The organism is Kordia sp. (genome assembly GCF_965283645.1).
Taxonomy (GTDB): domain Bacteria; phylum Bacteroidota; class Bacteroidia; order Flavobacteriales; family Flavobacteriaceae; genus Kordia.
This window is the reverse complement of the sequence record NZ_CBDIPG010000001.1, coordinates 5,476,460-5,496,451: the sequence shown is the minus strand read 5'-3', so window position 1 is coordinate 5,496,451 and position 19,992 is coordinate 5,476,460. Positions and strand designations below refer to the sequence as shown.

General features: G+C 32.0%; 29 protein-coding genes and 3 tRNA genes. 18 read left to right on the top strand and 14 right to left on the bottom strand.

Annotated features, from left to right (window positions below):
* Nucleotides 1–42: 42 nt before the first annotated feature.
* Nucleotides 43–1,032 carry a hypothetical protein gene (locus ACQ654_RS24250; protein ID WP_430412924.1) on the bottom strand — a complete coding sequence of 330 codons (990 nt, stop codon included), beginning with the start codon at nt 1,030–1,032 and terminating at the stop codon, nt 43–45.
* Nucleotides 1,033–1,112: 80 nt separating this feature from the next.
* Between ACQ654_RS24250 and ACQ654_RS24245 the strand changes: the two genes are divergently transcribed.
* Both ACQ654_RS24245 and ACQ654_RS24240 read left to right on the top strand, forming a co-directional pair.
* Nucleotides 1,113–1,505: an RNA-binding S4 domain-containing protein gene (locus ACQ654_RS24245; protein ID WP_430412923.1), complete on the top strand. Its 393-nt coding sequence runs from the start codon at nt 1,113–1,115 to the stop codon at nt 1,503–1,505.
* Between the two features lie 116 nt (nt 1,506–1,621).
* Nucleotides 1,622–2,125 (top strand): phosphoribosyltransferase family protein, encoded by a 504-nt coding sequence (locus tag ACQ654_RS24240; protein WP_430412922.1) that lies wholly within the window; start codon nt 1,622–1,624, stop codon nt 2,123–2,125.
* Here ACQ654_RS24240 and ACQ654_RS24235 read toward each other — a convergent pair.
* Nucleotides 2,117–2,632 (bottom strand): shikimate kinase, encoded by a 516-nt coding sequence (locus tag ACQ654_RS24235; RefSeq protein WP_430412921.1) that lies wholly within the window; start codon nt 2,630–2,632, stop codon nt 2,117–2,119. The two genes, ACQ654_RS24240 and ACQ654_RS24235, sit on opposite strands and share 9 nt — an antisense overlap.
* A 146-nt stretch (nt 2,633–2,778) precedes the next feature.
* On the opposite strand from ACQ654_RS24235, the gene ACQ654_RS24230 reads away from it, so the two are divergent.
* The 5 genes from ACQ654_RS24230 (at nt 2,779) to ACQ654_RS24210 (ending at nt 3,795) form a co-directional block, all read left to right on the top strand.
* Nucleotides 2,779–2,851 (top strand) — tRNA-Lys (locus ACQ654_RS24230).
* A 61-nt stretch (nt 2,852–2,912) separates the two neighbouring features.
* Nucleotides 2,913–2,985, top strand: a tRNA-Lys gene (locus tag ACQ654_RS24225).
* Between the two features lie 62 nt (nt 2,986–3,047).
* Nucleotides 3,048–3,131 (top strand) — tRNA-Leu (locus ACQ654_RS24220).
* Between the two features lie 152 nt (nt 3,132–3,283).
* Complete coding sequence (locus ACQ654_RS24215; protein ID WP_430412920.1) at nt 3,284–3,466, top strand: hypothetical protein; 183 nt, start codon at nt 3,284–3,286, stop codon at nt 3,464–3,466.
* 182 nt (nt 3,467–3,648) lie between these two features.
* On the top strand, nt 3,649–3,795 hold the full coding sequence (locus ACQ654_RS24210) for a hypothetical protein (protein ID WP_430412919.1): 147 nt from the start codon (nt 3,649–3,651) through the stop codon (nt 3,793–3,795).
* Between the two features lie 80 nt (nt 3,796–3,875).
* Here the strand turns inward: ACQ654_RS24210 and ACQ654_RS24205 are convergent, their stop codons facing one another.
* From ACQ654_RS24205 to ACQ654_RS24195, 3 genes are all read right to left on the bottom strand, one after another.
* Nucleotides 3,876–4,307: a hypothetical protein gene (locus ACQ654_RS24205; protein ID WP_430412918.1), complete on the bottom strand. Its 432-nt coding sequence runs from the start codon at nt 4,305–4,307 to the stop codon at nt 3,876–3,878.
* A 290-nt stretch (nt 4,308–4,597) separates the two neighbouring features.
* Nucleotides 4,598–5,845 (bottom strand): hypothetical protein, encoded by a 1,248-nt coding sequence (locus ACQ654_RS24200; RefSeq protein ID WP_430412917.1) that lies wholly within the window; start codon nt 5,843–5,845, stop codon nt 4,598–4,600.
* Between the two features lie 244 nt (nt 5,846–6,089).
* Nucleotides 6,090–6,755: a 4'-phosphopantetheinyl transferase family protein gene (locus ACQ654_RS24195; protein ID WP_430412916.1), complete on the bottom strand. Its 666-nt coding sequence runs from the start codon at nt 6,753–6,755 to the stop codon at nt 6,090–6,092.
* 294 nt (nt 6,756–7,049) lie between these two features.
* On the opposite strand from ACQ654_RS24195, the gene ACQ654_RS24190 reads away from it, so the two are divergent.
* Nucleotides 7,050–7,205: a hypothetical protein gene (locus ACQ654_RS24190; RefSeq protein WP_430412915.1), complete on the top strand. Its 156-nt coding sequence runs from the start codon at nt 7,050–7,052 to the stop codon at nt 7,203–7,205.
* A 43-nt stretch (nt 7,206–7,248) separates the two neighbouring features.
* On the top strand, nt 7,249–7,440 hold the full coding sequence (locus tag ACQ654_RS24185) for a hypothetical protein (RefSeq protein ID WP_430412914.1): 192 nt from the start codon (nt 7,249–7,251) through the stop codon (nt 7,438–7,440).
* Between the two features lie 35 nt (nt 7,441–7,475).
* Here the strand turns inward: ACQ654_RS24185 and ACQ654_RS24180 are convergent, their stop codons facing one another.
* Genes ACQ654_RS24180 through ACQ654_RS24165 form a run of 4 tightly spaced genes read right to left on the bottom strand, consistent with a single transcriptional unit; the run spans nt 7,476 to nt 8,869 of the window.
* Nucleotides 7,476–7,811 (bottom strand): gamma-glutamylcyclotransferase family protein, encoded by a 336-nt coding sequence (locus tag ACQ654_RS24180; RefSeq protein ID WP_430412913.1) that lies wholly within the window; start codon nt 7,809–7,811, stop codon nt 7,476–7,478.
* Nucleotides 7,801–8,118 carry a hypothetical protein gene (locus ACQ654_RS24175; RefSeq protein ID WP_430412912.1) on the bottom strand — a complete coding sequence of 106 codons (318 nt, stop codon included), beginning with the start codon at nt 8,116–8,118 and terminating at the stop codon, nt 7,801–7,803. Before ACQ654_RS24175 ends, ACQ654_RS24180 begins: the two co-directional genes overlap by 11 nt.
* A 23-nt stretch (nt 8,119–8,141) precedes the next feature.
* Nucleotides 8,142–8,345, bottom strand: coding sequence for a helix-turn-helix domain-containing protein (locus ACQ654_RS24170; protein WP_430412911.1), 204 nt, complete (start codon nt 8,343–8,345; stop codon nt 8,142–8,144).
* A gap of 2 nt (nt 8,346–8,347) precedes the next feature.
* Nucleotides 8,348–8,869 carry a DUF2975 domain-containing protein gene (locus tag ACQ654_RS24165; protein ID WP_430412910.1) on the bottom strand — a complete coding sequence of 174 codons (522 nt, stop codon included), beginning with the start codon at nt 8,867–8,869 and terminating at the stop codon, nt 8,348–8,350.
* Between the two features lie 265 nt (nt 8,870–9,134).
* Between ACQ654_RS24165 and ACQ654_RS24160 the strand changes: the two genes are divergently transcribed.
* A complete protein-coding gene (locus ACQ654_RS24160; protein ID WP_430412909.1) occupies nt 9,135–9,314 on the top strand; it encodes a hypothetical protein in 180 nt (59 codons plus the stop codon).
* 79 nt (nt 9,315–9,393) lie between these two features.
* Here ACQ654_RS24160 and ACQ654_RS24155 read toward each other — a convergent pair whose 3' ends face one another.
* Nucleotides 9,394–9,759, bottom strand: coding sequence for a lipocalin-like domain-containing protein (locus ACQ654_RS24155; protein WP_430412908.1), 366 nt, complete (start codon nt 9,757–9,759; stop codon nt 9,394–9,396).
* A gap of 375 nt (nt 9,760–10,134) precedes the next feature.
* On the opposite strand from ACQ654_RS24155, the gene ACQ654_RS24150 reads away from it, so the two are divergent.
* The 8 genes from ACQ654_RS24150 to ACQ654_RS24115 all read left to right on the top strand — a co-directional run bounded on the left by ACQ654_RS24150 (nt 10,135) and on the right by ACQ654_RS24115 (nt 15,696).
* Nucleotides 10,135–10,386: a hypothetical protein gene (locus tag ACQ654_RS24150; RefSeq protein WP_430412907.1), complete on the top strand. Its 252-nt coding sequence runs from the start codon at nt 10,135–10,137 to the stop codon at nt 10,384–10,386.
* Between the two features lie 192 nt (nt 10,387–10,578).
* Nucleotides 10,579–10,764 carry a hypothetical protein gene (locus ACQ654_RS24145; protein ID WP_430412906.1) on the top strand — a complete coding sequence of 62 codons (186 nt, stop codon included), beginning with the start codon at nt 10,579–10,581 and terminating at the stop codon, nt 10,762–10,764.
* A gap of 113 nt (nt 10,765–10,877) precedes the next feature.
* Nucleotides 10,878–11,126 (top strand): hypothetical protein, encoded by a 249-nt coding sequence (locus tag ACQ654_RS24140; protein WP_430412905.1) that lies wholly within the window; start codon nt 10,878–10,880, stop codon nt 11,124–11,126.
* 161 nt (nt 11,127–11,287) lie between these two features.
* Nucleotides 11,288–12,184, top strand: a complete 897-nt coding sequence (locus ACQ654_RS24135; protein ID WP_430412904.1) for a MerR family transcriptional regulator — start codon at nt 11,288–11,290, stop codon at nt 12,182–12,184.
* Between the two features lie 45 nt (nt 12,185–12,229).
* On the top strand, nt 12,230–13,714 hold the full coding sequence (locus ACQ654_RS24130) for a phytoene desaturase family protein (protein WP_430412903.1): 1,485 nt from the start codon (nt 12,230–12,232) through the stop codon (nt 13,712–13,714).
* Complete coding sequence (locus tag ACQ654_RS24125) at nt 13,698–14,537, top strand: phytoene/squalene synthase family protein (RefSeq protein ID WP_430412902.1); 840 nt, start codon at nt 13,698–13,700, stop codon at nt 14,535–14,537. The genes ACQ654_RS24130 and ACQ654_RS24125 overlap by 17 nt, the downstream gene beginning before the upstream one ends.
* An 11-nt stretch (nt 14,538–14,548) precedes the next feature.
* The gene (locus tag ACQ654_RS24120) at nt 14,549–15,001 is read left to right on the top strand and encodes a sterol desaturase family protein (RefSeq protein WP_430412901.1); all 453 of its coding nucleotides are present in this window, start codon (nt 14,549–14,551) and stop codon (nt 14,999–15,001) included.
* A 5-nt stretch (nt 15,002–15,006) separates the two neighbouring features.
* Nucleotides 15,007–15,696: a lycopene cyclase domain-containing protein gene (locus tag ACQ654_RS24115; protein ID WP_430412900.1), complete on the top strand. Its 690-nt coding sequence runs from the start codon at nt 15,007–15,009 to the stop codon at nt 15,694–15,696.
* Here the strand turns inward: ACQ654_RS24115 and ACQ654_RS24110 are convergent.
* The 4 genes from ACQ654_RS24110 to lpdA form a co-directional block, all read right to left on the bottom strand.
* A complete protein-coding gene (locus tag ACQ654_RS24110; RefSeq protein WP_430412899.1) occupies nt 15,670–16,248 on the bottom strand; it encodes a TlpA family protein disulfide reductase in 579 nt (192 codons plus the stop codon). The genes ACQ654_RS24115 and ACQ654_RS24110 overlap by 27 nt on opposite strands.
* 334 nt (nt 16,249–16,582) lie before the next feature.
* A complete protein-coding gene (locus tag ACQ654_RS24105) occupies nt 16,583–17,476 on the bottom strand; it encodes an anti-sigma factor (RefSeq protein ID WP_430412898.1) in 894 nt (297 codons plus the stop codon).
* A 301-nt stretch (nt 17,477–17,777) separates the two neighbouring features.
* Nucleotides 17,778–18,440, bottom strand: a complete 663-nt coding sequence (locus ACQ654_RS24100) for a Crp/Fnr family transcriptional regulator (protein ID WP_430412897.1) — start codon at nt 18,438–18,440, stop codon at nt 17,778–17,780.
* Between the two features lie 136 nt (nt 18,441–18,576).
* Nucleotides 18,577–19,983: a dihydrolipoyl dehydrogenase gene (gene lpdA, locus ACQ654_RS24095; protein WP_430412896.1), complete on the bottom strand. Its 1,407-nt coding sequence runs from the start codon at nt 19,981–19,983 to the stop codon at nt 18,577–18,579.
* Nucleotides 19,984–19,992: the final 9 nt, after the last annotated feature.

Here is a 19,992-nt window from a genome sequence, read left to right as displayed (position 1 = left end):
AGTGCTTTTTAGTTTTATAAAATTCTATTCTTAGCTACTATATTAATTCGCATCTAAATAATCTGGAATTCCGTCTCCGTCAGTATCTGTAAATACAACTGTTGTTATTGTTGTAACACCATCATCATCGGTATCTCTAGTTTTTTCAAATTCATTGGAAGCATATACAGGTTCCATATCACCAGGATTTAGTGTGTATGTATTTTGAACTACTTCGTTTACTGTAAATGTTCCATCACCATCATCATCTACATCAATAAAGTTTGGATCTCCATCTCCGTCAGTATCATCATTTGTTACATCATCATCACCATCTACATCTTCCATAGAAGATAAAATTCCATCATTATCATCATCTTGAAATTGTACATCAAATATATTGAAAGAGAAAATTAATTCAGAATACGCTGGAATTCCTGTTTGAAATGTTCCAAAATATCCCAATCCCGAAGGAAAGAATATTGCTCCTATTCCACCGTTTCTAGCATTTAAAAAACCTCCTGTACCTTCAACCACATCTTCTGCTGCATTAAATTCGGCAATACCTACTTGAAATCCTTTTACAGTAGTTACCAAACCAATTGCTTGTTGTGTTAATATGATATCAAAAGTTTCTAAATCTAATGTTTGTCCTTTGTACGTTAAACTTACTGCATCTGCATTAGAGTATGATTTTCCACCACCTTGACGTAGTTTTAATACATAATATTTGTATTGTACATCAAAAAATGTGATCGTTCTGGTTTCAACTTGACTACTTAATGGTATTTTGTCTGCATTTGCTCCTTCAATTGTACCAAAAGTCATCTCGAACGTATCATTTGCAGCTCCATCAGGATTCATAAAATCGAATTCATCGTAATTATAGAAATGAGTGTTTAAAAATGTTACCAATTCGGCATCATCTATAACTTGTTGTTCCGTTCTATCTGCTAATTGAATAGTAGTATCACCATCATCATCATTTTTACATGAAAAAATAACCGTACTTACGATTATCATTAGAAATGTAAACTTTATAATCTTCATCATTGTTTTTTAAATTTTGGGTTGCAAGATACAATTTTATCCTACTTTTGTATATTCTTTAACGTAGTTTTTAGAGTTTTTATATGAGGATAGATAAATACCTTTGGTGTGTCCGTTATTTTAAGACACGAAACATAGCCACAACTGCCTGTAAGAAAGGTCATGTGCGAATTAATGATGCTGTTGTAAAACCGTCTAGAGACGTGTATCCAACGGATAAGTTAATTGTTCGAAAAAATCAAGTGCAACATCATTTAACGGTGTTAGATATTCCTCCAAATCGTGTGGGTGCAAAACTAGTTGACATTTATAGAGTTGATACAACTCCGAAAGAAAACTTTGATCATTTGGAATTGTTGAAACATGCAAAAGATCATTATCGTAAACAAGGAACTGGGCGACCTACCAAGAAAGATCGTCGAGAAATTGATGATTATCTAACGGATAATGTTGATGAAGACCAAAGTAATTCTTAATTTTACTCGATAATCGAGCATTTAAAAGATTTGAGGCTTGCCTCTATACTAAACACAAATTCCTTGTAAATGCTTCGTGAGTTTACTCCGAAGTAGTTTATTTAAATTTTTAAGCTATGACCGTTACGGGAAATATTATACTCAACCATCAGCAAATTCAACATAAAACACGTCGAATTGCATATCAAATCTTAGAATCTAATGTCAATGAAGAAGAAATCATTGTCGCTGGAATTGCTACAAATGGTTTTGTTTTTGCAAAAAAAATTAAAGCTGAGCTAGAGAAAATTACTTCGGCAACAATTACGCTGTGTGAAGTTATGATTAATAAACAAGAACCTTTACAAGCCGTAACGACTTCATTAACTAAAGAACAGTACATTAACAAGCCGTTGGTATTGATTGATGATGTGTTAAATTCTGGAACGACTTTAATTTACGGTGTAAAGCACTTTTTAGATGTTCCTTTGAAGAATTTTAAGACCGCTGTACTTGTCAATAGAAATCACAAGAAGTATCCTATAAAGGCCGATTTTAAAGGAATTTCATTATCTACTTCCATTCAAGAACATATTGATGTTGTTTTTGAAGACGAACAAAGTAAAGCGTTTTTAATTTAATGTTCCTTTTATTTCTTCCACCAACTCCGTTATATTCTTTTTATCAGTAAATACCACATGTGCCGCTTGTTGGTAAAATGTATTACGTTCAAACAGATGCTTTCCAATAAATTCTGGCAAATCTTCATCCGCAATAGCGCTAATTAACGGCCGTTGAGATTTTTCATCCTTCACTCTATTGATAATTTCGGGAATAGATGTTTGCAAATAAAAAGTATGTTGTGTGTACTCATGAATCAAATTCATATTATTGGCATAACAAGGTGTGCCACCGCCTAATGAAATAATTGCATCATTTTTTACCTCTAAAATCTCTTTTAAATATTGATGTTCTTTCATTCGAAAATAAATTTCACCTTCCAATTCAAAAATCTCACGGATAGAACGTTCTTCTTTTTCTTCTATATAAATATCTAAATCAATTACTGGAAGTTTCAATTCTTTTCCTAATAATTTAGAAACAGAACTCTTTCCACTTGCCATATATCCTAAAAGTACGATTGTCATTTTTCTATTATAATTAATTTATTTTTAAGTGCTTACAAAAATCCGAAAAAAAAAGATAAAAATATATTAAAAAACGCTTGAAAAATAAAATTATGATGTTATATTTGCACCCGCATTCAAGGAATTATTTATAGTTTTTTTTGAATGACCTGGTAGCTCAGTTGGTAGAGCATCTCCCTTTTAAGGAGAGGGTCCTGGGTTCGAGCCCCAGCCAGGTCACTAAGTGACAAAAGTTAGAAATTACACTTGTCGCAATTAATATATTATTATCAAGGTCTATGACCTGGTAGCTCAGTTGGTAGAGCATCTCCCTTTTAAGGAGAGGGTCCTGGGTTCGAGCCCCAGCCAGGTCACAAAAGTTAAGCAATCGCTTAACTTTTTTGTTTTATATTTACTGTAAAGCTACAAAGTACTTACCGAAGTGCTGGAATTGGTAGACAGGCATGGTTGAGGGCCATGTGTTCATTAGAGCGTGTGGGTTCGACTCCCATCTTCGGTACTGAGAAATTTCTTATTAAAATATAAATCCCAATAATTGTGTTGGGATTTTTTTTGTTTTAAAAAATTACTGATTAAATGTTAATTATGGTATTACCGTAATTGATTGATGATTTATTTTCATAGTTTTTCATCTAATCAAAATTTCACACTATGTTAAAATCAATTTTAAAGCTTAGCAATGTTCAACTATTAAATAAAACTGAACAAAAACAAATTAAAGGGCGCGGCTTAATGTGTATTATTATATGTGGTCCAGGTGATGGAAACACTCCTATTTATGATAATGATCATGATACACCAATAGCAGAAGAAGTTGGATGTGTATGTTCTTAATAATTTAAGAGACAAACTTAGTTCAGTCATGGTCGGAAAAAATTTTAACTACGACTGAACTTCAATTCGTTTTTATTTTTCCTACTATATAATTTCTACTAGTAAAATGTTAATTACGGTATTTCCGTAAGTGGTTATTATTTTGTTTTTATACTTTTCTTTCTAAAACAAAATTTTATATCATGAAAAAACAGAATCTTACATCGTTAAAGCTTAACAAAAAAATTATTTCCAATCTTGAAACTCCTACTATCAAAGGAGGCGGAACGCATTATGAGTCAATATGTGATTGCCCTGATACTTTATATACAATAGATACAGATAAATAGCTAGTACTCAAAATTTGCAGGTGACTTTCGAGTCAGTCATGGTCGGAAGATATTACCTTCCGACTTTTTTGTGTAATTAATTATTTGATTATTCTATGAATAATTACATACGCACCTATTCTACTTTGTTGTTCTAAATTGTCATCACAGATATCCAAATGTCCATCAAGATATTCAATTTCGAGTGTGACAATTTTAATTTCTGTATCCATAGTAGAAAGGTGATTTTCTAAATCTTCTCTACTAATGTTGCTTTCACAGAATTTTATATAATAATCTTGTATTGAACGTCGAACATAAAACTCTTTCTGTGTAGTGGGCTCACCATTTTTTTTAACGAAATCCTTACGAACTACTGGAGCTGATACGATATATTTTCCGTTGTTAGATGCTATATCTTTCGTTTTATTTTTTACCATGCTTACTTTCTTTTGACTTGAACAAGAATATGTAAAAAGACAAATAATACACGTTACTATACACAAACTATAGGTTAGTTGTACTTTTTTCATTCTTCAATATTTATCAACGTATTTATTCGAAATCCCTGTTATTTTTCTAAAAATACAACTTTTATGGGCATTCTAAAGAATAAGAATTCTTCTCAACATACATAGTCGTTATTTTCAAATCTTCAATGTAAAAGTTAAATTCTATATTTTTTTGGAATTAAAAAGAGACTGTCTAAAAATTATTAATAAGCGTCACTCAGAATCATATGTTGAATAAAGTTCGATCTGACAAAAATTTGAATTTTTAGACAATTTCTTGAAAACTATTTCAATTATAGTATTTTGAATTTCTATGGCCAAGGAAGCACATCTCCTGAATTATTTCTAGGCACTACAAAAAGCGGCCATGTATCTTCTCCAAATTCCTTACGAAGTTCTGGTAATTTGTCTAGTGGTGGAGTATCCATACTTGTGCTATGCCAAAGTCGTATCAAATCATGTTGCGTGTTATTGAATTCATTTTTACTTGCAGGAAGCAATTCTTTTCCATTCAACCACAGTCGATGACTTGGATACGCGCTTGAAGTTAAAAATCGGGCTCTAGAATTGATAGAACAATCTTGGTTTACCGTTACAATTACTTCTATATAATGCCAAATATATCTTGATACTCGTGGATAGGCTAATTGAAAACCAGGCTCCAAATGAACACTTGGTTTTCCATAGACAATATACCGTATTACAATACTTTTTTTACCGACAATTTCCTTAACGATTTTTGCATGCGCAGATCCTTCAAAATTAAGAATTTCTTTTCCTCCTTTTGCACGAAACGAACCAGGCTCAAATCCAGTAATCAATCCATCTTCAACTTCAATTCCCATACGGAAAACGGTTGCAATACGATAGCTATCTTCCTCAGACGGATCGCCCGTATCATTAAAAAATGAATTTGTTCGTTCTGCAAAAGTTTTAAATGATTCTAAGGCAATTTTCTTTGTTGATTTTTTATTCAAATATTTACTCAAATCAGGATTGGGAGCATAAAGCCACGCACTTTTAAATGCTTTCATTTCCTCCGCAATATTCATCTGTGCTATCCATAGAGTACTGACTACAGATACACTATGTTCTCGTTTACAAGGTTTGATTTCCTGTTGTGCAGGAGTTGAATGATCAGTATCATCGTCTAACAAATTTTCTTCACCAGCAAATAGAATGTTTCGACGATTACCTCTTCGCCATTCAAAATCGAAATTGATAGTGATAAATTTGTCGGTTGACCCATGTTTTCTGTGTTCATATACGCGCATTTGAACCGTTAACTTTCCTGTTTTTCCTGTTGGCACTAAAACCGTTTTGTATGCTGTAGCGGTATCATCATAAGTTGGATCGCTTTCTACAGCATTTATTTTTAACCGAATTGCATAGCGTAAGTTTTTAGGACAACGTCCTACGGCAATTTCTTTACTAATTTTTGCGCCTTTACTCGTTACTTTTACTTCAAACTCTTCTCTGTTTATCGTGAATGCCAAATCATTGCCGACACCTTTTCCCGTTTTTCGAATACCAACGAGCTGTAATACTACATCTTCCATACGTTTGTTTTTTTAAAAGGTTTATACATAACTAATGTTCAATGTAACCTTGCCGTTGCTTTTCGGAAGTAACAGTTTATTTGGCACGTATGGAGGAAACAAGTTTTTTAAGTATACGTAATGTATGTTCTTAAAGATACAAATTTTATTTGTAAAATACAGATTATCAATTAATTATGAATTTAAAGAAGTTATTCGTGAGCTTTGGTTCACTTTAACTTTATCAAGTATTATATTTTCACTTCTAAATATTCAATAAAATATCTTCTATGGATATTGTATGTACATCACTATTTTCTTTGCTAATTTCTCTCGTTGAAGCCACATAACACGTATATTTTTCTGCCAATTTTATTTTAGAAGTATAAAACAGTTTTGAATCCATTTCAGTTGTGTTGGCTTTTATTTCAAAAGATTGCAAAGGAATTGACAACCCTTTTCCATGTGCTTTTACAACGGCTTCTTTTTGTGTCCAATAGTTGTAAAACGCCGCTTGCTGATCGGATGCATTATTAATTAAATTCCATTCGTAATCAGTCATTTGCATCTTAAAATCGTTGATATTGATTGTATTCATAGTTTCAATATCGATACCAATGTCATGAGATTCAGAAATAGCACAGATCACAATTTCACCTGAATGAGAAATATTAAAGTTAACTTCTTTGTTTTCAAAATATGGTTTGTTGTAGGTGTTGAATAGAATTTTAGAATTGACCGTTTTTAAATGTTTGTTTTTTGAGATTCCGTATTTGAGTAAAAGTCTTCCCAATACTGATGATTGCGCATCTTGCCATCGTCGGTAACTACGTATTTTTTGCTGAAAATCTAGAGGGAAATTAGGTAAAAAATTTTGCAGCAACAATTCATGCTTTTGTTCGGAAATATGAGTGTAGTAAATGTAAATCATAGTTTATGGTAAAACGATTCTTTTTAGTTTGAAAAATATTGATTCAGCTAAAGTAATTACAAAGTAAGTGTTAATTTTCATTATTACAATACTACATCACAAAATATAAATCATAAGTATTTGATTTTCAGATACTTGAATTTTCAAGCTTGTATCCAACATTAGCGTGTTGTACTTTTGTTGTATATAATATTGACTACCAAACAATTACAATTCATAAAACGAGATGTATAGTCTTTTTCTTTCCTATTTATTAGGGTTATATTTATAAAGAACAATTAAAACTTATATATCATGAAAAGAAAGAAATTAAGTTCGTTGAGACTAAACAAAAAATCTATTTCAACATTAGAGAATTTTATAGGCGGATTAAAGGCTCCTTTAGATTCCAATCAAGGATCTCAGCATGATTCAAGATGCGGATATTCTTGTACGCCAGCATTATGCTAAGACAGTTAACAATTTTATTATCAAACATTTAAATATTAATATTATGAAAAAAAGAGATTTAAAGTCATTAAACCTAAACAAAAAGTCAATTTCAAATTTAAGACATGAAGTTATTGTAGGTGGACGCATGTCAACTCCACAAGGTTGTAGCGGTTCGCAAAATGATTCACAATGTGGATTATCATGTGATCCTGCTTTATGCAAAGCAAATGATGATTTACAAGCACCTAATTAATTAAAAGTGTAATGCGGACTTCGGTTCGCATTATTTTATGCTTTTACGTATACCCAACCTTTTTTGCCCGATTCAAAAGTTGCTTCAACCCTTTTATAGTCAGATACTTCATATGTATCAGCTTTCGCTAATTCTTCTTGAGAAATCTTATATAAAGTTCCCGAAACAACATCTTTTTTATCATTCGTTTGAATGATTATTGGATGAAATGCTTCTTTGCTAACTGCCAAAACTTCCGTATCAATGATTTGTACTTGTTCCAGTTTAAAACCTTTTAATACATCTTTTTCACCTTCTAGTTTTCTGCCGAAAGATTTTAGTTGTACATGCTCAAGTTGTAAAGTTCCGTAGGAGAATAAATTATGCTTCATACGTAGTATTGAGAATAAAAAGTATTGAAAAAATAAATCGTACAACATATCCAATTGCGCCTATTAATGCCAGCCAAAATTGATAGTTTTTCTCTTTTTTAAATGTAATACTTAGTGTTAAGAAAAGAACAATTGTTAAAAAGAGCACAAATGCTATGATTTCAAAATATTGCATTACTTCTAAAAAACGAATTTGATTGTAGGTAAATGTGTTAAAATCTACTGTTAAATAGACTTGTAATACACAAATTATCATCACCCAAATCATAAAGTGAAACGCCCATTTGTTATAATTGATATATTTCATGAAGTGAAAATTTACGCCGCAAGTTACTCAACATATTCTAAAATATCACCTGGCTGACACGCTAATGCTTTACAAATTGAAGCCAACGTGCTAAATCGGACTGCTTTAGCTTTTCCGTTTTTTAAAATAGATAGGTTTGACAATGTAACACCTACTTTTTTGGAAAGTTCATTTAACGACATTTTTCGTTTTGCCATCATTACATCTAAATTTACAATAATAGCCATCCTTATACAGTTAATTCGTTTGCAGCTTGCAGTAATACACCCTTTTTAAATAATTGAGCCAACACATATACAAAACCTGCTAAAAAGATAAATTCGCCAGCAATAAAATCTGGTGTTATACCTGCTATTTTTTCAAGAATTACTACATGAATATTGTGTAAAATTGCTAGCAACCAAACACCTAAAATAGTATAACTTATTTTGTGTAATAAATCAACGACGGTTTTGGTAAACGGTTTTTCAAGATTGATATTACTCAGTAGTTTTGCGCCAAATAAAGCTATGTATGCTTGCATTAAATACATTAAAATATAGTATATCACAAGCATGGTATAATTTATAAAACTATACGATTCATACCGTGAAAGATCCATTCCTCTATATAAATCTGTTGAAGCTTCCGGATTCGTAACGCTTACACCGTAAGACATTAGTATTGCAACAGCTTTGATAAGAAGCCCTAAAAAGGCTAACCAAGCGAGCAAACGCATCAATTTTAATAACTTTTCTGTTGTTGAGTTCATGAGTTTATTTTAAGAACAGATCAAATTACGCTAATTTTTTATTGATAAACAATAAATTTTTATTTTTATTTAATGGTTACTTATTCCAAAAGTTATATCTAAGTAGGAAAAAAACACGTCAATATTCATTATTAAACTTACTTATAGTCAAGTTGTTACGCTAAATATTTTGTGCTTAAAATTCATAAAACACGAGTAGACTTACTTGTGTAAACCTCTTATTTTCAATAGCTTTATATACATAAACCATGAAAAAAGTTAAATTATGTTACACAAAATTTTAAATGTAAAAGGTACAGAAGTACTAGACAAAGTAACTCAAACAAAAATTAATGGAGGAAGTTTACGCCCATTTTGCGGTCGTTCTTGCTACTTACTCCCAGATTGCACAGATCATCTTGGTTGTCCAGTGCCAAATAGACCAGAGTGTGTTAACTTTTGTTAGTTAGTAGTTCGTTTTAACAAAAAAAGCGAGCTATTTGCTCGCTTTTTCTGTTATTGTAGTGGGTTTATATTATTTATTTTTACTCAACTCTCCTCATATATACTTTTCTTCCAGGTCCAACAGTTAAACTGATTGTTTTGGCATCAATCCAATTGATAACAAATGTTCCTTCTCCTGGTCGTTTATCTGGTGAACTGATTGATAATTCTTTGGTTTTTTTATTGTATTCCCAATTTCCAGTTCTGTTGGTTGTGTCCATAGAGTTTCCCCCTTTTAATACTCCATCAGCTTGAAAATCCATCCAGCGTCCGCTTGTTTCTCTCACTTCTCCATCTGAATTCTCCATTTTAAACAATTCCCATTTTCCAACAACAGATTCATTGGCTTGAAAAGATAAAAAACTAAAAATAGTGACAATTACTAGTAATACTTTGATATGTTTCATGATGTGATTTTTTAGTGTTTAAATTACTAGTGGCTAAGATCAAAATTTTCTGTTATATAATTGTATTGAATACTGTATTAATTTATGAAATTGTTCATATTTTGTATAGATTGACTTCACAATTGTATCACTAAACATTACTTATTCATTCTGTTCTTCTTCTTCAGCTTTGATCATTTTCATGCGTTCTTGATATGCTTTTTCTGCTTCTATATATCATGCCAGATAATCATAAAATTAGGATAACTATACCTAAAATCTTTTCAATTCTTCTCATAAATTAATTTCTACTATGAATGTAATTAATAGTATACTAAGTCTACGAACTGAGCATATTTTTCGTAAATCAAATTACTTTTTAGTACTTTTACAAGAATGAAGTTTTATATAAAATATCTACTTATTTTTCTAAAAGCTACTGTCATTTCTCTAGTATTTGGAGCATCTTGGGTAGTTAGTTTTTATGGTTTAGACACGTATGCTACTCATCACGTACAAAATTATAGAAGTGATTTCTTTTTAGAAATTATTATTTTTTTCCTTAGCGGATTAATCGGTGCAATGCTTTTTCTACTACTAATGCGCTTGATAGGATTTATAACTTCATTGCTACATTCCAAACCTTAACAGCTATCCATTTTACAGCAAATATTCGTAATGATTTTCACACGCTATAAATTCTATATACCCCTTTAAAAACAGCGAGTTAGGCCGTATTTTGTACGTCGTAATTTATAAATGATAACTATCATAATTTACATAAAACACTATTTTTTCGTATATTTAAGTAGTAAAAAACTAACTTAATAACTCACAATTATGAAAAAAAAGGATTTAAAAAACTTACGATTAAACAAAAAATCAATTTCTGCATTAAAAGGAGGAAAAGCTGCACCAAGTCCAGTTTCAGTTCTTAACATTTGTAACACCGGATGCGACTCGCCAGTACATACTTGCGGGATCGTAAACTGTAACCTAACACGTGATTTAGATGCTCCAATGTAAGAACATTTACAAATTTTAAAGTGAATAGATCGTCATTTATAAATGACGATCTATTTTGTTTTTAAATCATTTTAATAGTTCCTAAATTTATAGAAACATTAAATTTATAAACCATGAAAAAAAGAAAGTTAAATGGATTACAACTACAAAAACAAGTTGTATCCGCGTTGAATCAAGACTCCATAACTGGTGGACTTGCCAATGAAAAGTTTACAGTTACTTGTGCCAGACCTGTGAGTAATTGTACAATTGCACTAACGGTACAGCCGCTTGTTTGCCAATCATTACCAAGACCGCTTGGAAATTGTACGGTGCAATATTCTGTACAAGTATGGTGTCAAACACAAAATAAAGATTGTTAATCTTATTTAAAAAAATGAAAAGCTGTCAATATTGACGGCTTTTTTTATAACCAAAAAAATTGTTAATAATGATTCAAATCAATAAGAAATCGATTAAAAATGTGCTCATATGAATAAAAAGCAGTATTTTTGTTTAAGTTGCTAAAAAAAAGATTAAACAAATGGAATGTGTAAAAACCATATTTAGTATCAAAGACTTAGAGAATCTTTCTGGAGTTAAAGCGCATACGATCCGTATTTGGGAAAAGAGATACGAATTGTTAGCGCCCGAAAGAACTGATACAAATATAAGAACGTACGATATTAAAAGTTTGCAAAAACTACTCAATATAACCTTGCTCTATAAAAATGGTTATAAAATATCTAAGATTGCAAAAATACCTGAAGACAAAATTCATATTTTAGTTAGGGAAATTGCTACAGAGAATAACATGCACAATCAAGCATTAAATTCTTTTAAGCTTTCTATGCTTAATTTTGATTACAGTCTTTTTTACAATACATATAATAAACTATTATCTGAACAATCGTTTCGAGAAATCTTTTTTGACACTTTTATTCCATTATTGAATGAAATTGGCGTTTTATGGCATACCAATACCATCAATCCAGCACATGAACATTTCATTTCTAGTTTAATTAAACAAAAAATTATTTTAAACACGGAACGAATTCAAACCATAGAAAAACAAAACAAGACAAAAACGTTTGTATTATTCTTACCTGAGAATGAAATTCACGAAATTGGTTTGCTCTATTTAAACTACGAATTACAACTAAAAGGATATCACACCATTTATCTTGGGCAAACAATTCCTATTGATAGTTTAGTAAATATTCACAACTTCTTCCCAGAATTGCATTTTATTTCTTACTTTACAGTCACACCATCTGACGATAAAATAGAAAATTACATTGAAGAATTTAATGATAAAATTGGATTAGACACACACCATTTATGGCTTCTTGGATATCAAGCTAGAAATGTTAAAAACAATAAAAACTTCAAACACTTGAAAATTTTTAAATCTATTGAAAATTTAGTTAAAGAAATTTAAAATTGTATTCTATTTTGTTTAACTTTTTACTACATTTGTTAAACAATGAAATTAAAAATTATAATTATTGGTTCTGGATTTTCTTCGTTGTCTGCTTCTTGCTATCTAGCAAAAGCTGGATATGACGTTACAATACTAGAAAAAAACACCACTGTCGGCGGACGTGCACGACAATTAAAAAAAGAAGGGTTTACCTTTGATATTGGTCCTTCTTGGTACTGGATGCCAGATGTTTTTGAACGTTTCTTTAATGATTTTGACAAAAAAACCTCAGACTTTTATCAATTAGACAAACTAAATCCTGCTTATCAAGTATATTTTGGGAAAGATGATACGATTCATATTGAAGATACTCTGGAAAAAATTTGCGCCGCTTTTGAACAAGAAGAAAAAGGAAGCAGTAAAAAACTCAAAAAATTTATTGCAAACGCAGAAGACAATTACAATGTTGCCATAAAAGATTTGGTATACAAACCCGGAGTTTCTCCTTTAGAATTGGTAAATGCAAAAACCGTTAAAAAATTAGGTCAGTTTTTTAGCAACATCAAACGTGATGTTCGAAAAGAATTTAAAAATGACCGATTAATCAAAATACTAGAATTTCCAGTACTATTTTTAGGCGCAAAACCAAGCGATACACCTTCTTTCTATAGTTTTATGAACTATGCAGATTTTGGTTTGGGAACTTGGCATCCAAATGGCGGAATGTATAGCGTTATTGAAGCAATGGGAAAACTGGCTACAGAACTAGGTGTCACTATAAAAACAGAACAGAACGTACAAGAAATTAAAGTTGACAACAATACAGCCAAGAAAGTTATCACGCAACACGGTGAATTTGAAGCTGCTATTGTATTATCTGGTGCTGATTATCATCATTCTGAAACCCTATTAGCTCCAAAATATCGTCAATACTCTGAAAACTATTGGGAAAAGAAAACATTTGCTCCTTCTTCCCTATTATTTTATGTTGGATTTGATAAAAAATTACAAAACGTTTCACATCACACCTTATTTTTTGATGTAGATTTTGATGCGCATGCACATGTAATTTATGACAAAGCTGCTTGGCCAAAAGAACCTTTATTTTATGCAAATTTCCCTTCCATGACCGATTCGTCAATGGCTCCAGAAGGAAAAGAAGCTGGTTTCTTTTTAATTCCAATAGCGCCAGGATTAAAAGATACTCCTGAACTTCGCAAACAGTATTTTGACATTATTATGAACAGATTTCAGGAAATAACACAACAAAATATATCAAATCATATTATATTTAAGGAATCTTTTTGTGTAAATGATTTCATAAAAGAATACAATTCATACAAAGGAAATGCATATGGAATGGCAAATACATTGCTTCAAACCGCATTTTTACGCCCAAAATTGAAAAGTAAAAAAGTATCCAATTTATATTTTACTGGACAATTAACCGTTCCCGGTCCTGGAGTGCCTCCAGCATTGATTTCTGGGAAATTGGTAGCCGAATTAATCATTAAACATCAACCAAATATCCATGAAAGCACTATTTGATTCTGTTTCATATCAATGCAGCACAAACGTAACAAAGTCGTACAGTACGTCGTTTGCACTTGCTACAAAAATGTTATCACCATCTATTCGTCAAGACATATACAACATTTATGGATTTGTTCGTTTTGCTGATGAAATTGTAGACTCTTTTCATGAGTATGATAAAAAATACCTCTTAGATAAATTTCAAGATGACTTAGATTGCGCGTTGAAGTGTAAAATTAGCTTAAATCCTATTTTGAATTCTTTTCAACATACGGTTTTAAAATATGACATTCCAAAACACTTGATTGATGCTTTTATGAAAAGTATGCGACAAGATTTAGACAAGAAAGTATATTTAACACAAGAAGAATACAACGAATACATTTACGGTTCGGCAGATGTTGTTGGTTTAATGTGTTTAAAAGTGTTTGTTAAAGGTGATATAACTAAGTATGAAGAACTGAAATCTTCAGCAATGTCACTAGGTTCTGCGTTTCAGAAAGTGAACTTCTTACGTGATTTAAAAGCTGATTTTGAAGATTTAGATCGTACTTACTTTCCTGATGCTGATTTAAAAAACTTGGATGAAGTTTCAAAACAGAAAATTATTGAAGAAATAGAACACGATTTCAAGCTAGGTCTGGAAGGAATAGGAAAACTACCAATAGAAGCTAAATTTGGTGTATTTACAGCATATAAATACTATTTCAAACTATTAAAAAAGCTAAAACGAACGCCTTCAATGAAGATAAAAAATGCACGAATTCGCATTCCAAATTATCAAAAAATGGCGTTATTAGCTAAATCTTACGTTAATTATCAACTCAATCTTATATAAAATAGGTAACAATGACAACGCTACTTTGGATCGCAGTTTTTTTAGGAACATTTTGCATGATGGAATTTATGGCGTGGGCAACGCATAAATACGTAATGCATGGTTTTTTGTGGTCACTTCACAAAGATCATCACAACAAAGATCATGATTCATGGTTTGAACGCAATGATGCTTTTTTCATCTTTTATGCAGTGGTTAGTATTAGTTGTTTTTTACTATGGAAATACGACATTTTTTGGGCAGGATTGCCAATTGGAATTGGAATTTTCGCTTACGGACTCGCCTATTTTATTGTACATGATATATTTATTCATCAACGTTTTAAACTCTTGCGAAAAGCTGATAATTGGTATGCAAAAGGAATTCGTAGAGCACACAAAATTCATCACAAACACTTAGGGAAAGGCGACGGAGAATGTTTCGGAATGCTTTGGGTTCCTATGAAATACTTCAAGCGTAAATAATCCGCATGAAAAGTTTATATATCTTACTAAACATAGGTTCATTCATTGTACCATTTTTATTTAGTTTTCATCCTAAATTAAAATTTTACAAGCATTGGAAGTATTTATTTCCTTCCATACTGATTACAATGCTGGTATTCATTCCTTGGGACGTTGTTTTTACAATCAACGGCTATTGGGGATTTAATACTGATTATTACTTAGAATACACCCTATTTTCATTGCCAATTGAAGAATGGTTGTTCTTTATTTGCATTCCGTATGCGTGTATTTTTACACACTATTCTTTACAATATTTACTCCCTAACTTCCGATTATCGCCAAAAACAACAAAAACGATTAGTTATATATTATTGCTAATTTTTACGCTTGGCGCGATTATTTTTTACGATAAATGGTACACCGTAATTGATTTAGGCTACGGAGCAATTCTACTATTTATTGTTTTAAAAATATCTCCAAAAATTTTGGAAAGTTATTACTTGACGTTTCTAGTAATGTTGATTCCGTTTTTCATTGTAAATGGTGTTTTAACTGGAAGTTGGATAGAAAGTCCTGTAGTTTGGTACAATAATGCTGAAAACTTAGGAATCCGTATGGGAACAATTCCTGTGGAAGATAGCGTATATGCGTTTACAATGATTCTTTCTAGTTTGTTTTTAATGCAATTATTCAGCAAGCGAAAAAGCCAATAATTCATCTATCTGATTGCGAACATTACTGCTATTCCAATCAGCAGAACCCAATTCTTTCATCACAATGTTACCTTGATCATCGATTAAATAGGTTGTAGGAATACTTGGAGAACTCAATTCTTTTGGCTCATTTCCTTTGGTGTAATATACAGGAAGGTCATATTCGTTCTTTTTCAAATAAGCATTTACTCTTTTTTCATTATCATTTGCCACAAACACAAATCTTATCTTATCCTTATAATCTGTGTGCAATGCATTCAAATTTGGCATTTCGGCAATACAAGGCGGACACCAAGTTGCCCAAAAATTCACTAAAATCACTTCTCCTTCCATTTCTTTGAAGTTTACACTTTCACCTTGACCATCAACAAGATTCCAATTAAAATCGCTTATGGTTTCTCTATTTTCTTCTTCAATAGTAGTAGGATTGCTTACTAGCACATATAATTTCCCCAATTGTACTTTTACAAACGTGCCAACTGGCGTAAAAATGATGAGTGCTAATACACTAAAAAATATAATGTTACTCCATTGTTTTTTGGTAATGTTCATGTGCGATATTTATTAAAGTGAAAGATACAATTTAGTCGTTAGTAATAGAAAAACTTTCACAAAGACAATTGTTTAAAGAAAATAGATTCCTGCCTCTGCAGTAATAACAGCTTAGCTTCCAGAGTATTTCACGATACAATTTTTCTTCATTTCATTGCAAAAAAACATTCAAAGTGACGATTGAGTATTTAACAACCAACGCAAAGCGATCCAATATTTCGACTGCGTTTAATAACAACAAAAAGTACTTGCCCTAAGTGAAGTTGAAACAAAAAAGAAACACGCTACCAAAAATGATAACGTGTTTCAAATCTAACGATAATAATCATAAAGATTATCGCACTATTGTTCCAGTTGGAAACGATGAAGCGTTCAGATTAAAGTTGTTAGTTGCTGGCGCTGTTGCAGTTCCTGCAGTTCCTACTAGGGGCTTTAGTAGGAATGGCGCAGGACTGTTGTCAGGACTTGGCTCTACAGAGATTACTACGGTACGACCGCGTACATCTAGTGGGAATGTAAAACCAGCTGGTTCGTTGCGAAAAAAGTCTTCTCCTGGAATTGGAGGTCCAACATTGTTTTCTGTTCCGCTAAAATTATTAGATTCATCAACAGAACCGAATGCTGTAAAAGTTCCAGTTGTTAGCGGACCTACTCCGTCTACCACAACCCAACCTTCGTATTTCCATCCGTCAGCTAAAGGAGGTAAGTTCAATCCTGATGTTGGTGGCATTCCTGGGTTTCCGTACCAAACACCATATTGGTCATTTCCGTTATTTGCAGATCCTGCCATTTCGTCTGTTGGAGTTCTTAAAAAGAATACACCTGAAGCGGTGTCAAAGTCTCCACTACTTGTTACTGGATCTAATCCTACGGCTGCAGTATTTCCTGAGAAATCACCTGCTAACAATTTTGTTGGTGCTGGCGCTGGATCTGTATCAACTGTTGGCTCTATTGAAAGTACAAATGTCGTTGCCGATGCCAATTGATTTGAGTCTACAGTAAAAGAAGTTCTTGATAAAGCTCCTGCATCATTTACCGTAAATATTCCTGTTGACACTGGACTTCCGTCAACTATAATCCATCCTTCATATACGAAGTCTGCTCCTAAATTTTCTAAACCGTTTAAGTTTACATTTAAATTTGACAATGCTACTGTTGCATCATCATCACTACTACACGAGACTGCGAAGAATCCTAACGCTAATCCCAAAAACATTTTTTTTATCATTGCGAATATTTTTTTATGATTATGATACAAATGTATTGCGCCAAAATCATGTAAAATGTTAGCTAGCTAACACTTCTTAAAAAATTTCGTTTTTTCGCAAAAAAATAATGTTTTTAGCATTCTTCTAAAAATTAAAATATTTTTAATCAATATACTATATATCAATTATTTAAATTGATTCATCTAACGTAAAAGTTTATTAAAAATAAAACATCCAAAACTGTCATGCTGTCATGCTAGTTTTGGATGTATTTTTGCTGTAAGAATAGCGTATTTTGTATGTTTTAAATATATACTTTTTTTAGTGAATAAAACGAATTTCTTTTCGATTAAAATCAATAACATTTTCCTCTTTTAATTCGTTTAGTATGATGTTTAGTGTTGGTCGTGACGTTCCTATTAAGCTTGCAATATCTTTTTGTGTATATGGATGTTTCACCACATGATCGCCCGTTTTTGGACATTCATATCCGTATTCTTCACACAACTCTTTTAAGAATTCTAGCAAGCGTGTTTTGGTATCTTTAAACAGTAATAACTGTAATCTGCGTTCTAATTTTTTGATTCGAAAACCAATAAATTTATAAATTTTTAACGTGAACGTTTGATTGTCTCTCATTAAATCATGCATGGTATCTACACCAATTGGACATATAGAAGTTGTATTGTCTACAGACTGTGCAAATTCATTTCTTTTTTCTTCTCCAAAGATTGCTTTTTCTCCAAATAATTCTCCCTTTGATAAAATAGATTTTACGACTTCGTCTCCATCTTCTGTGTAGTAACCAAGTTTTACTTTTCCTTTCTCGATTAGATAGAGTTTGTTTGCAGAATCTTCTTCAAAATAGATATAGTCCTGCTTTTTATACGCATCAAATTCGTGGCTTTTTTTATACTTCTTAAATTTATGCGGACATAAGATATTGAAGAGATTTACATCATTAAAATACCAAAGAGAATTCATAGTATGTGTTATTACTTTTTTTAGGCTTATCGAGGTTATTAACTCAGCAGTCGATAAAAAAAGTAAGAACTTACAGTTTAGACATAAAAAAACTCCAGATTTCTCTGGAGTTTGCAATTTTATATGATAAACGTTTTTATACGTGTAATGCTCTGTCTTCTGTAGCTGCTAACGCCGCTTCTTTGATGGCTTCTGCAAATGTTGGATGTGCATGTGACATACGTGCAATATCTTCCGCAGAGGCTCTGTATTCCATGGCAACAACTGCTTCCGCTATTAAATCGGCTGCTCTGGCTCCAATCATGTGAACTCCTAAGATTTCATCTGTAGTTGCATCCGCTAATATTTTGATGAAACCATCTAAATCCATACTTGCTCTACTTCTACCCAACGCACGCATTGGAAACTGTCCCGATTTGTATGCAATTCCAGCATCTTTTAGTTCTTGTTCTGTTTTACCAACTGCCGCAACTTCTGGCCATGTATATACAACTCCAGGAATTAGGTTGTAATCAATATGTGGTTTTTGTCCTGCAATGATTTCTGCCACTAAAGTACCTTCTTCAGATGCTTTGTGCGCTAACATAGCTCCTTTTACAACATCACCAATAGCATAAATGTTAGCCGTAGCTGTTTGTAAATGTCCGTTAACTTCTACTCTACCTCTGTCATCAATTTTAACTCCAGCAGCAACAGCGTTCAATCCGTCAGTATATGGACGACGACCTACAGAAACTAAGCAGTAATCTCCTTTAAACTCCACTTCTTCGCCTTTTTTGTTATCCGCTTTTACAATTATTTCATCACCAACACGTTCTACAGATTTTACTCCATGTGATGTATTGATTTTGATTTTTTGTTTTTTCAACACTTTCGTCAATTCCTTAGAAAGTCCAGCGTCCATTCCGCCAATAATTCTATCAGCATATTCAATAACTGTAACTTCTGCGCCTAAGCGTTTGTATACTTGACCTAATTCTAATCCAATCACGCCACCACCAATAACGATGAGGTGTTTTGGTACTTCTTTTAGCTTTAATGCTTCTGTAGAAGTTATTACACGCTCTTTATCAAGTGTAATAAATGGTAAGTTTGATGGTTTACTTCCGGTAGCTATGATGATGTTTTTTGCTTCAATTTCTTCTGAAGTTCCATCATTTTTTGCAATGTTTACGTGTGTAGCATCTTTAAAACTACCCAAACCTTCGTATACATCAATTTTATTTTTTTTCATCAAGAAATCAATTCCACCCGTAGTTTGATCTACAACAGCCGTTTTACGAGCGATCATTTTTTCAAGATTTACTTTTACATCTCCTGAAATTTCAATTCCATGCGTATCAAAGTGTTTGATGGCATCTTCGTAATGATGTGAAGAATCTAACAACGCTTTTGACGGAATACAACCTACGTTTAAGCAAGTTCCACCTAAAGTGCTATATTTTTCAATAATTGCAGTTTTCATTCCTAATTGTGCACAACGTATTGCTGCAACATATCCACCAGGACCAGAGCCAATAACGGCTACATCGTATGAATTCATATTCTTGTG

Excerpts from the sequence above, each read along its gene's own strand:
- ACQ654_RS24250 (WP_430412924.1), bottom strand. The coding sequence starts at position 1,032 with ATGATGAAGATTATAAAGTTTACATTTCTAATGATAATCGTAAGTACG.
- ACQ654_RS24245 (WP_430412923.1), top strand. The coding sequence starts at position 1,113 with ATGAGGATAGATAAATACCTTTGGTGTGTCCGTTATTTTAAGACACGA.
- ACQ654_RS24240 (WP_430412922.1), top strand. The coding sequence starts at position 1,622 with ATGACCGTTACGGGAAATATTATACTCAACCATCAGCAAATTCAACAT.
- ACQ654_RS24235 (WP_430412921.1), bottom strand. The coding sequence starts at position 2,632 with ATGACAATCGTACTTTTAGGATATATGGCAAGTGGAAAGAGTTCTGTT.
- ACQ654_RS24215 (WP_430412920.1), top strand. The coding sequence starts at position 3,284 with ATGTTAAAATCAATTTTAAAGCTTAGCAATGTTCAACTATTAAATAAA.
- ACQ654_RS24210 (WP_430412919.1), top strand. The coding sequence starts at position 3,649 with ATGAAAAAACAGAATCTTACATCGTTAAAGCTTAACAAAAAAATTATT.
- ACQ654_RS24205 (WP_430412918.1), bottom strand. The coding sequence starts at position 4,307 with ATGAAAAAAGTACAACTAACCTATAGTTTGTGTATAGTAACGTGTATT.
- ACQ654_RS24200 (WP_430412917.1), bottom strand. The coding sequence starts at position 5,845 with ATGGAAGATGTAGTATTACAGCTCGTTGGTATTCGAAAAACGGGAAAA.
- ACQ654_RS24195 (WP_430412916.1), bottom strand. The coding sequence starts at position 6,755 with ATGATTTACATTTACTACACTCATATTTCCGAACAAAAGCATGAATTG.
- ACQ654_RS24190 (WP_430412915.1), top strand. The coding sequence starts at position 7,050 with ATGAAAAGAAAGAAATTAAGTTCGTTGAGACTAAACAAAAAATCTATT.
- ACQ654_RS24185 (WP_430412914.1), top strand. The coding sequence starts at position 7,249 with ATGAAAAAAAGAGATTTAAAGTCATTAAACCTAAACAAAAAGTCAATT.
- ACQ654_RS24180 (WP_430412913.1), bottom strand. The coding sequence starts at position 7,811 with ATGAAGCATAATTTATTCTCCTACGGAACTTTACAACTTGAGCATGTA.
- ACQ654_RS24175 (WP_430412912.1), bottom strand. The coding sequence starts at position 8,118 with ATGAAATATATCAATTATAACAAATGGGCGTTTCACTTTATGATTTGG.
- ACQ654_RS24170 (WP_430412911.1), bottom strand. The coding sequence starts at position 8,345 with ATGGCTATTATTGTAAATTTAGATGTAATGATGGCAAAACGAAAAATG.
- ACQ654_RS24165 (WP_430412910.1), bottom strand. The coding sequence starts at position 8,869 with ATGAACTCAACAACAGAAAAGTTATTAAAATTGATGCGTTTGCTCGCT.
- ACQ654_RS24160 (WP_430412909.1), top strand. The coding sequence starts at position 9,135 with ATGTTACACAAAATTTTAAATGTAAAAGGTACAGAAGTACTAGACAAA.
- ACQ654_RS24155 (WP_430412908.1), bottom strand. The coding sequence starts at position 9,759 with ATGAAACATATCAAAGTATTACTAGTAATTGTCACTATTTTTAGTTTT.
- ACQ654_RS24150 (WP_430412907.1), top strand. The coding sequence starts at position 10,135 with ATGAAGTTTTATATAAAATATCTACTTATTTTTCTAAAAGCTACTGTC.
- ACQ654_RS24145 (WP_430412906.1), top strand. The coding sequence starts at position 10,579 with ATGAAAAAAAAGGATTTAAAAAACTTACGATTAAACAAAAAATCAATT.
- ACQ654_RS24140 (WP_430412905.1), top strand. The coding sequence starts at position 10,878 with ATGAAAAAAAGAAAGTTAAATGGATTACAACTACAAAAACAAGTTGTA.
- ACQ654_RS24135 (WP_430412904.1), top strand. The coding sequence starts at position 11,288 with ATGGAATGTGTAAAAACCATATTTAGTATCAAAGACTTAGAGAATCTT.
- ACQ654_RS24130 (WP_430412903.1), top strand. The coding sequence starts at position 12,230 with ATGAAATTAAAAATTATAATTATTGGTTCTGGATTTTCTTCGTTGTCT.
- ACQ654_RS24125 (WP_430412902.1), top strand. The coding sequence starts at position 13,698 with ATGAAAGCACTATTTGATTCTGTTTCATATCAATGCAGCACAAACGTA.
- ACQ654_RS24120 (WP_430412901.1), top strand. The coding sequence starts at position 14,549 with ATGACAACGCTACTTTGGATCGCAGTTTTTTTAGGAACATTTTGCATG.
- ACQ654_RS24115 (WP_430412900.1), top strand. The coding sequence starts at position 15,007 with ATGAAAAGTTTATATATCTTACTAAACATAGGTTCATTCATTGTACCA.
- ACQ654_RS24110 (WP_430412899.1), bottom strand. The coding sequence starts at position 16,248 with ATGAACATTACCAAAAAACAATGGAGTAACATTATATTTTTTAGTGTA.
- ACQ654_RS24105 (WP_430412898.1), bottom strand. The coding sequence starts at position 17,476 with ATGATAAAAAAAATGTTTTTGGGATTAGCGTTAGGATTCTTCGCAGTC.
- ACQ654_RS24100 (WP_430412897.1), bottom strand. The coding sequence starts at position 18,440 with ATGAATTCTCTTTGGTATTTTAATGATGTAAATCTCTTCAATATCTTA.
- lpdA (WP_430412896.1), bottom strand. The coding sequence starts at position 19,983 with ATGAATTCATACGATGTAGCCGTTATTGGCTCTGGTCCTGGTGGATAT.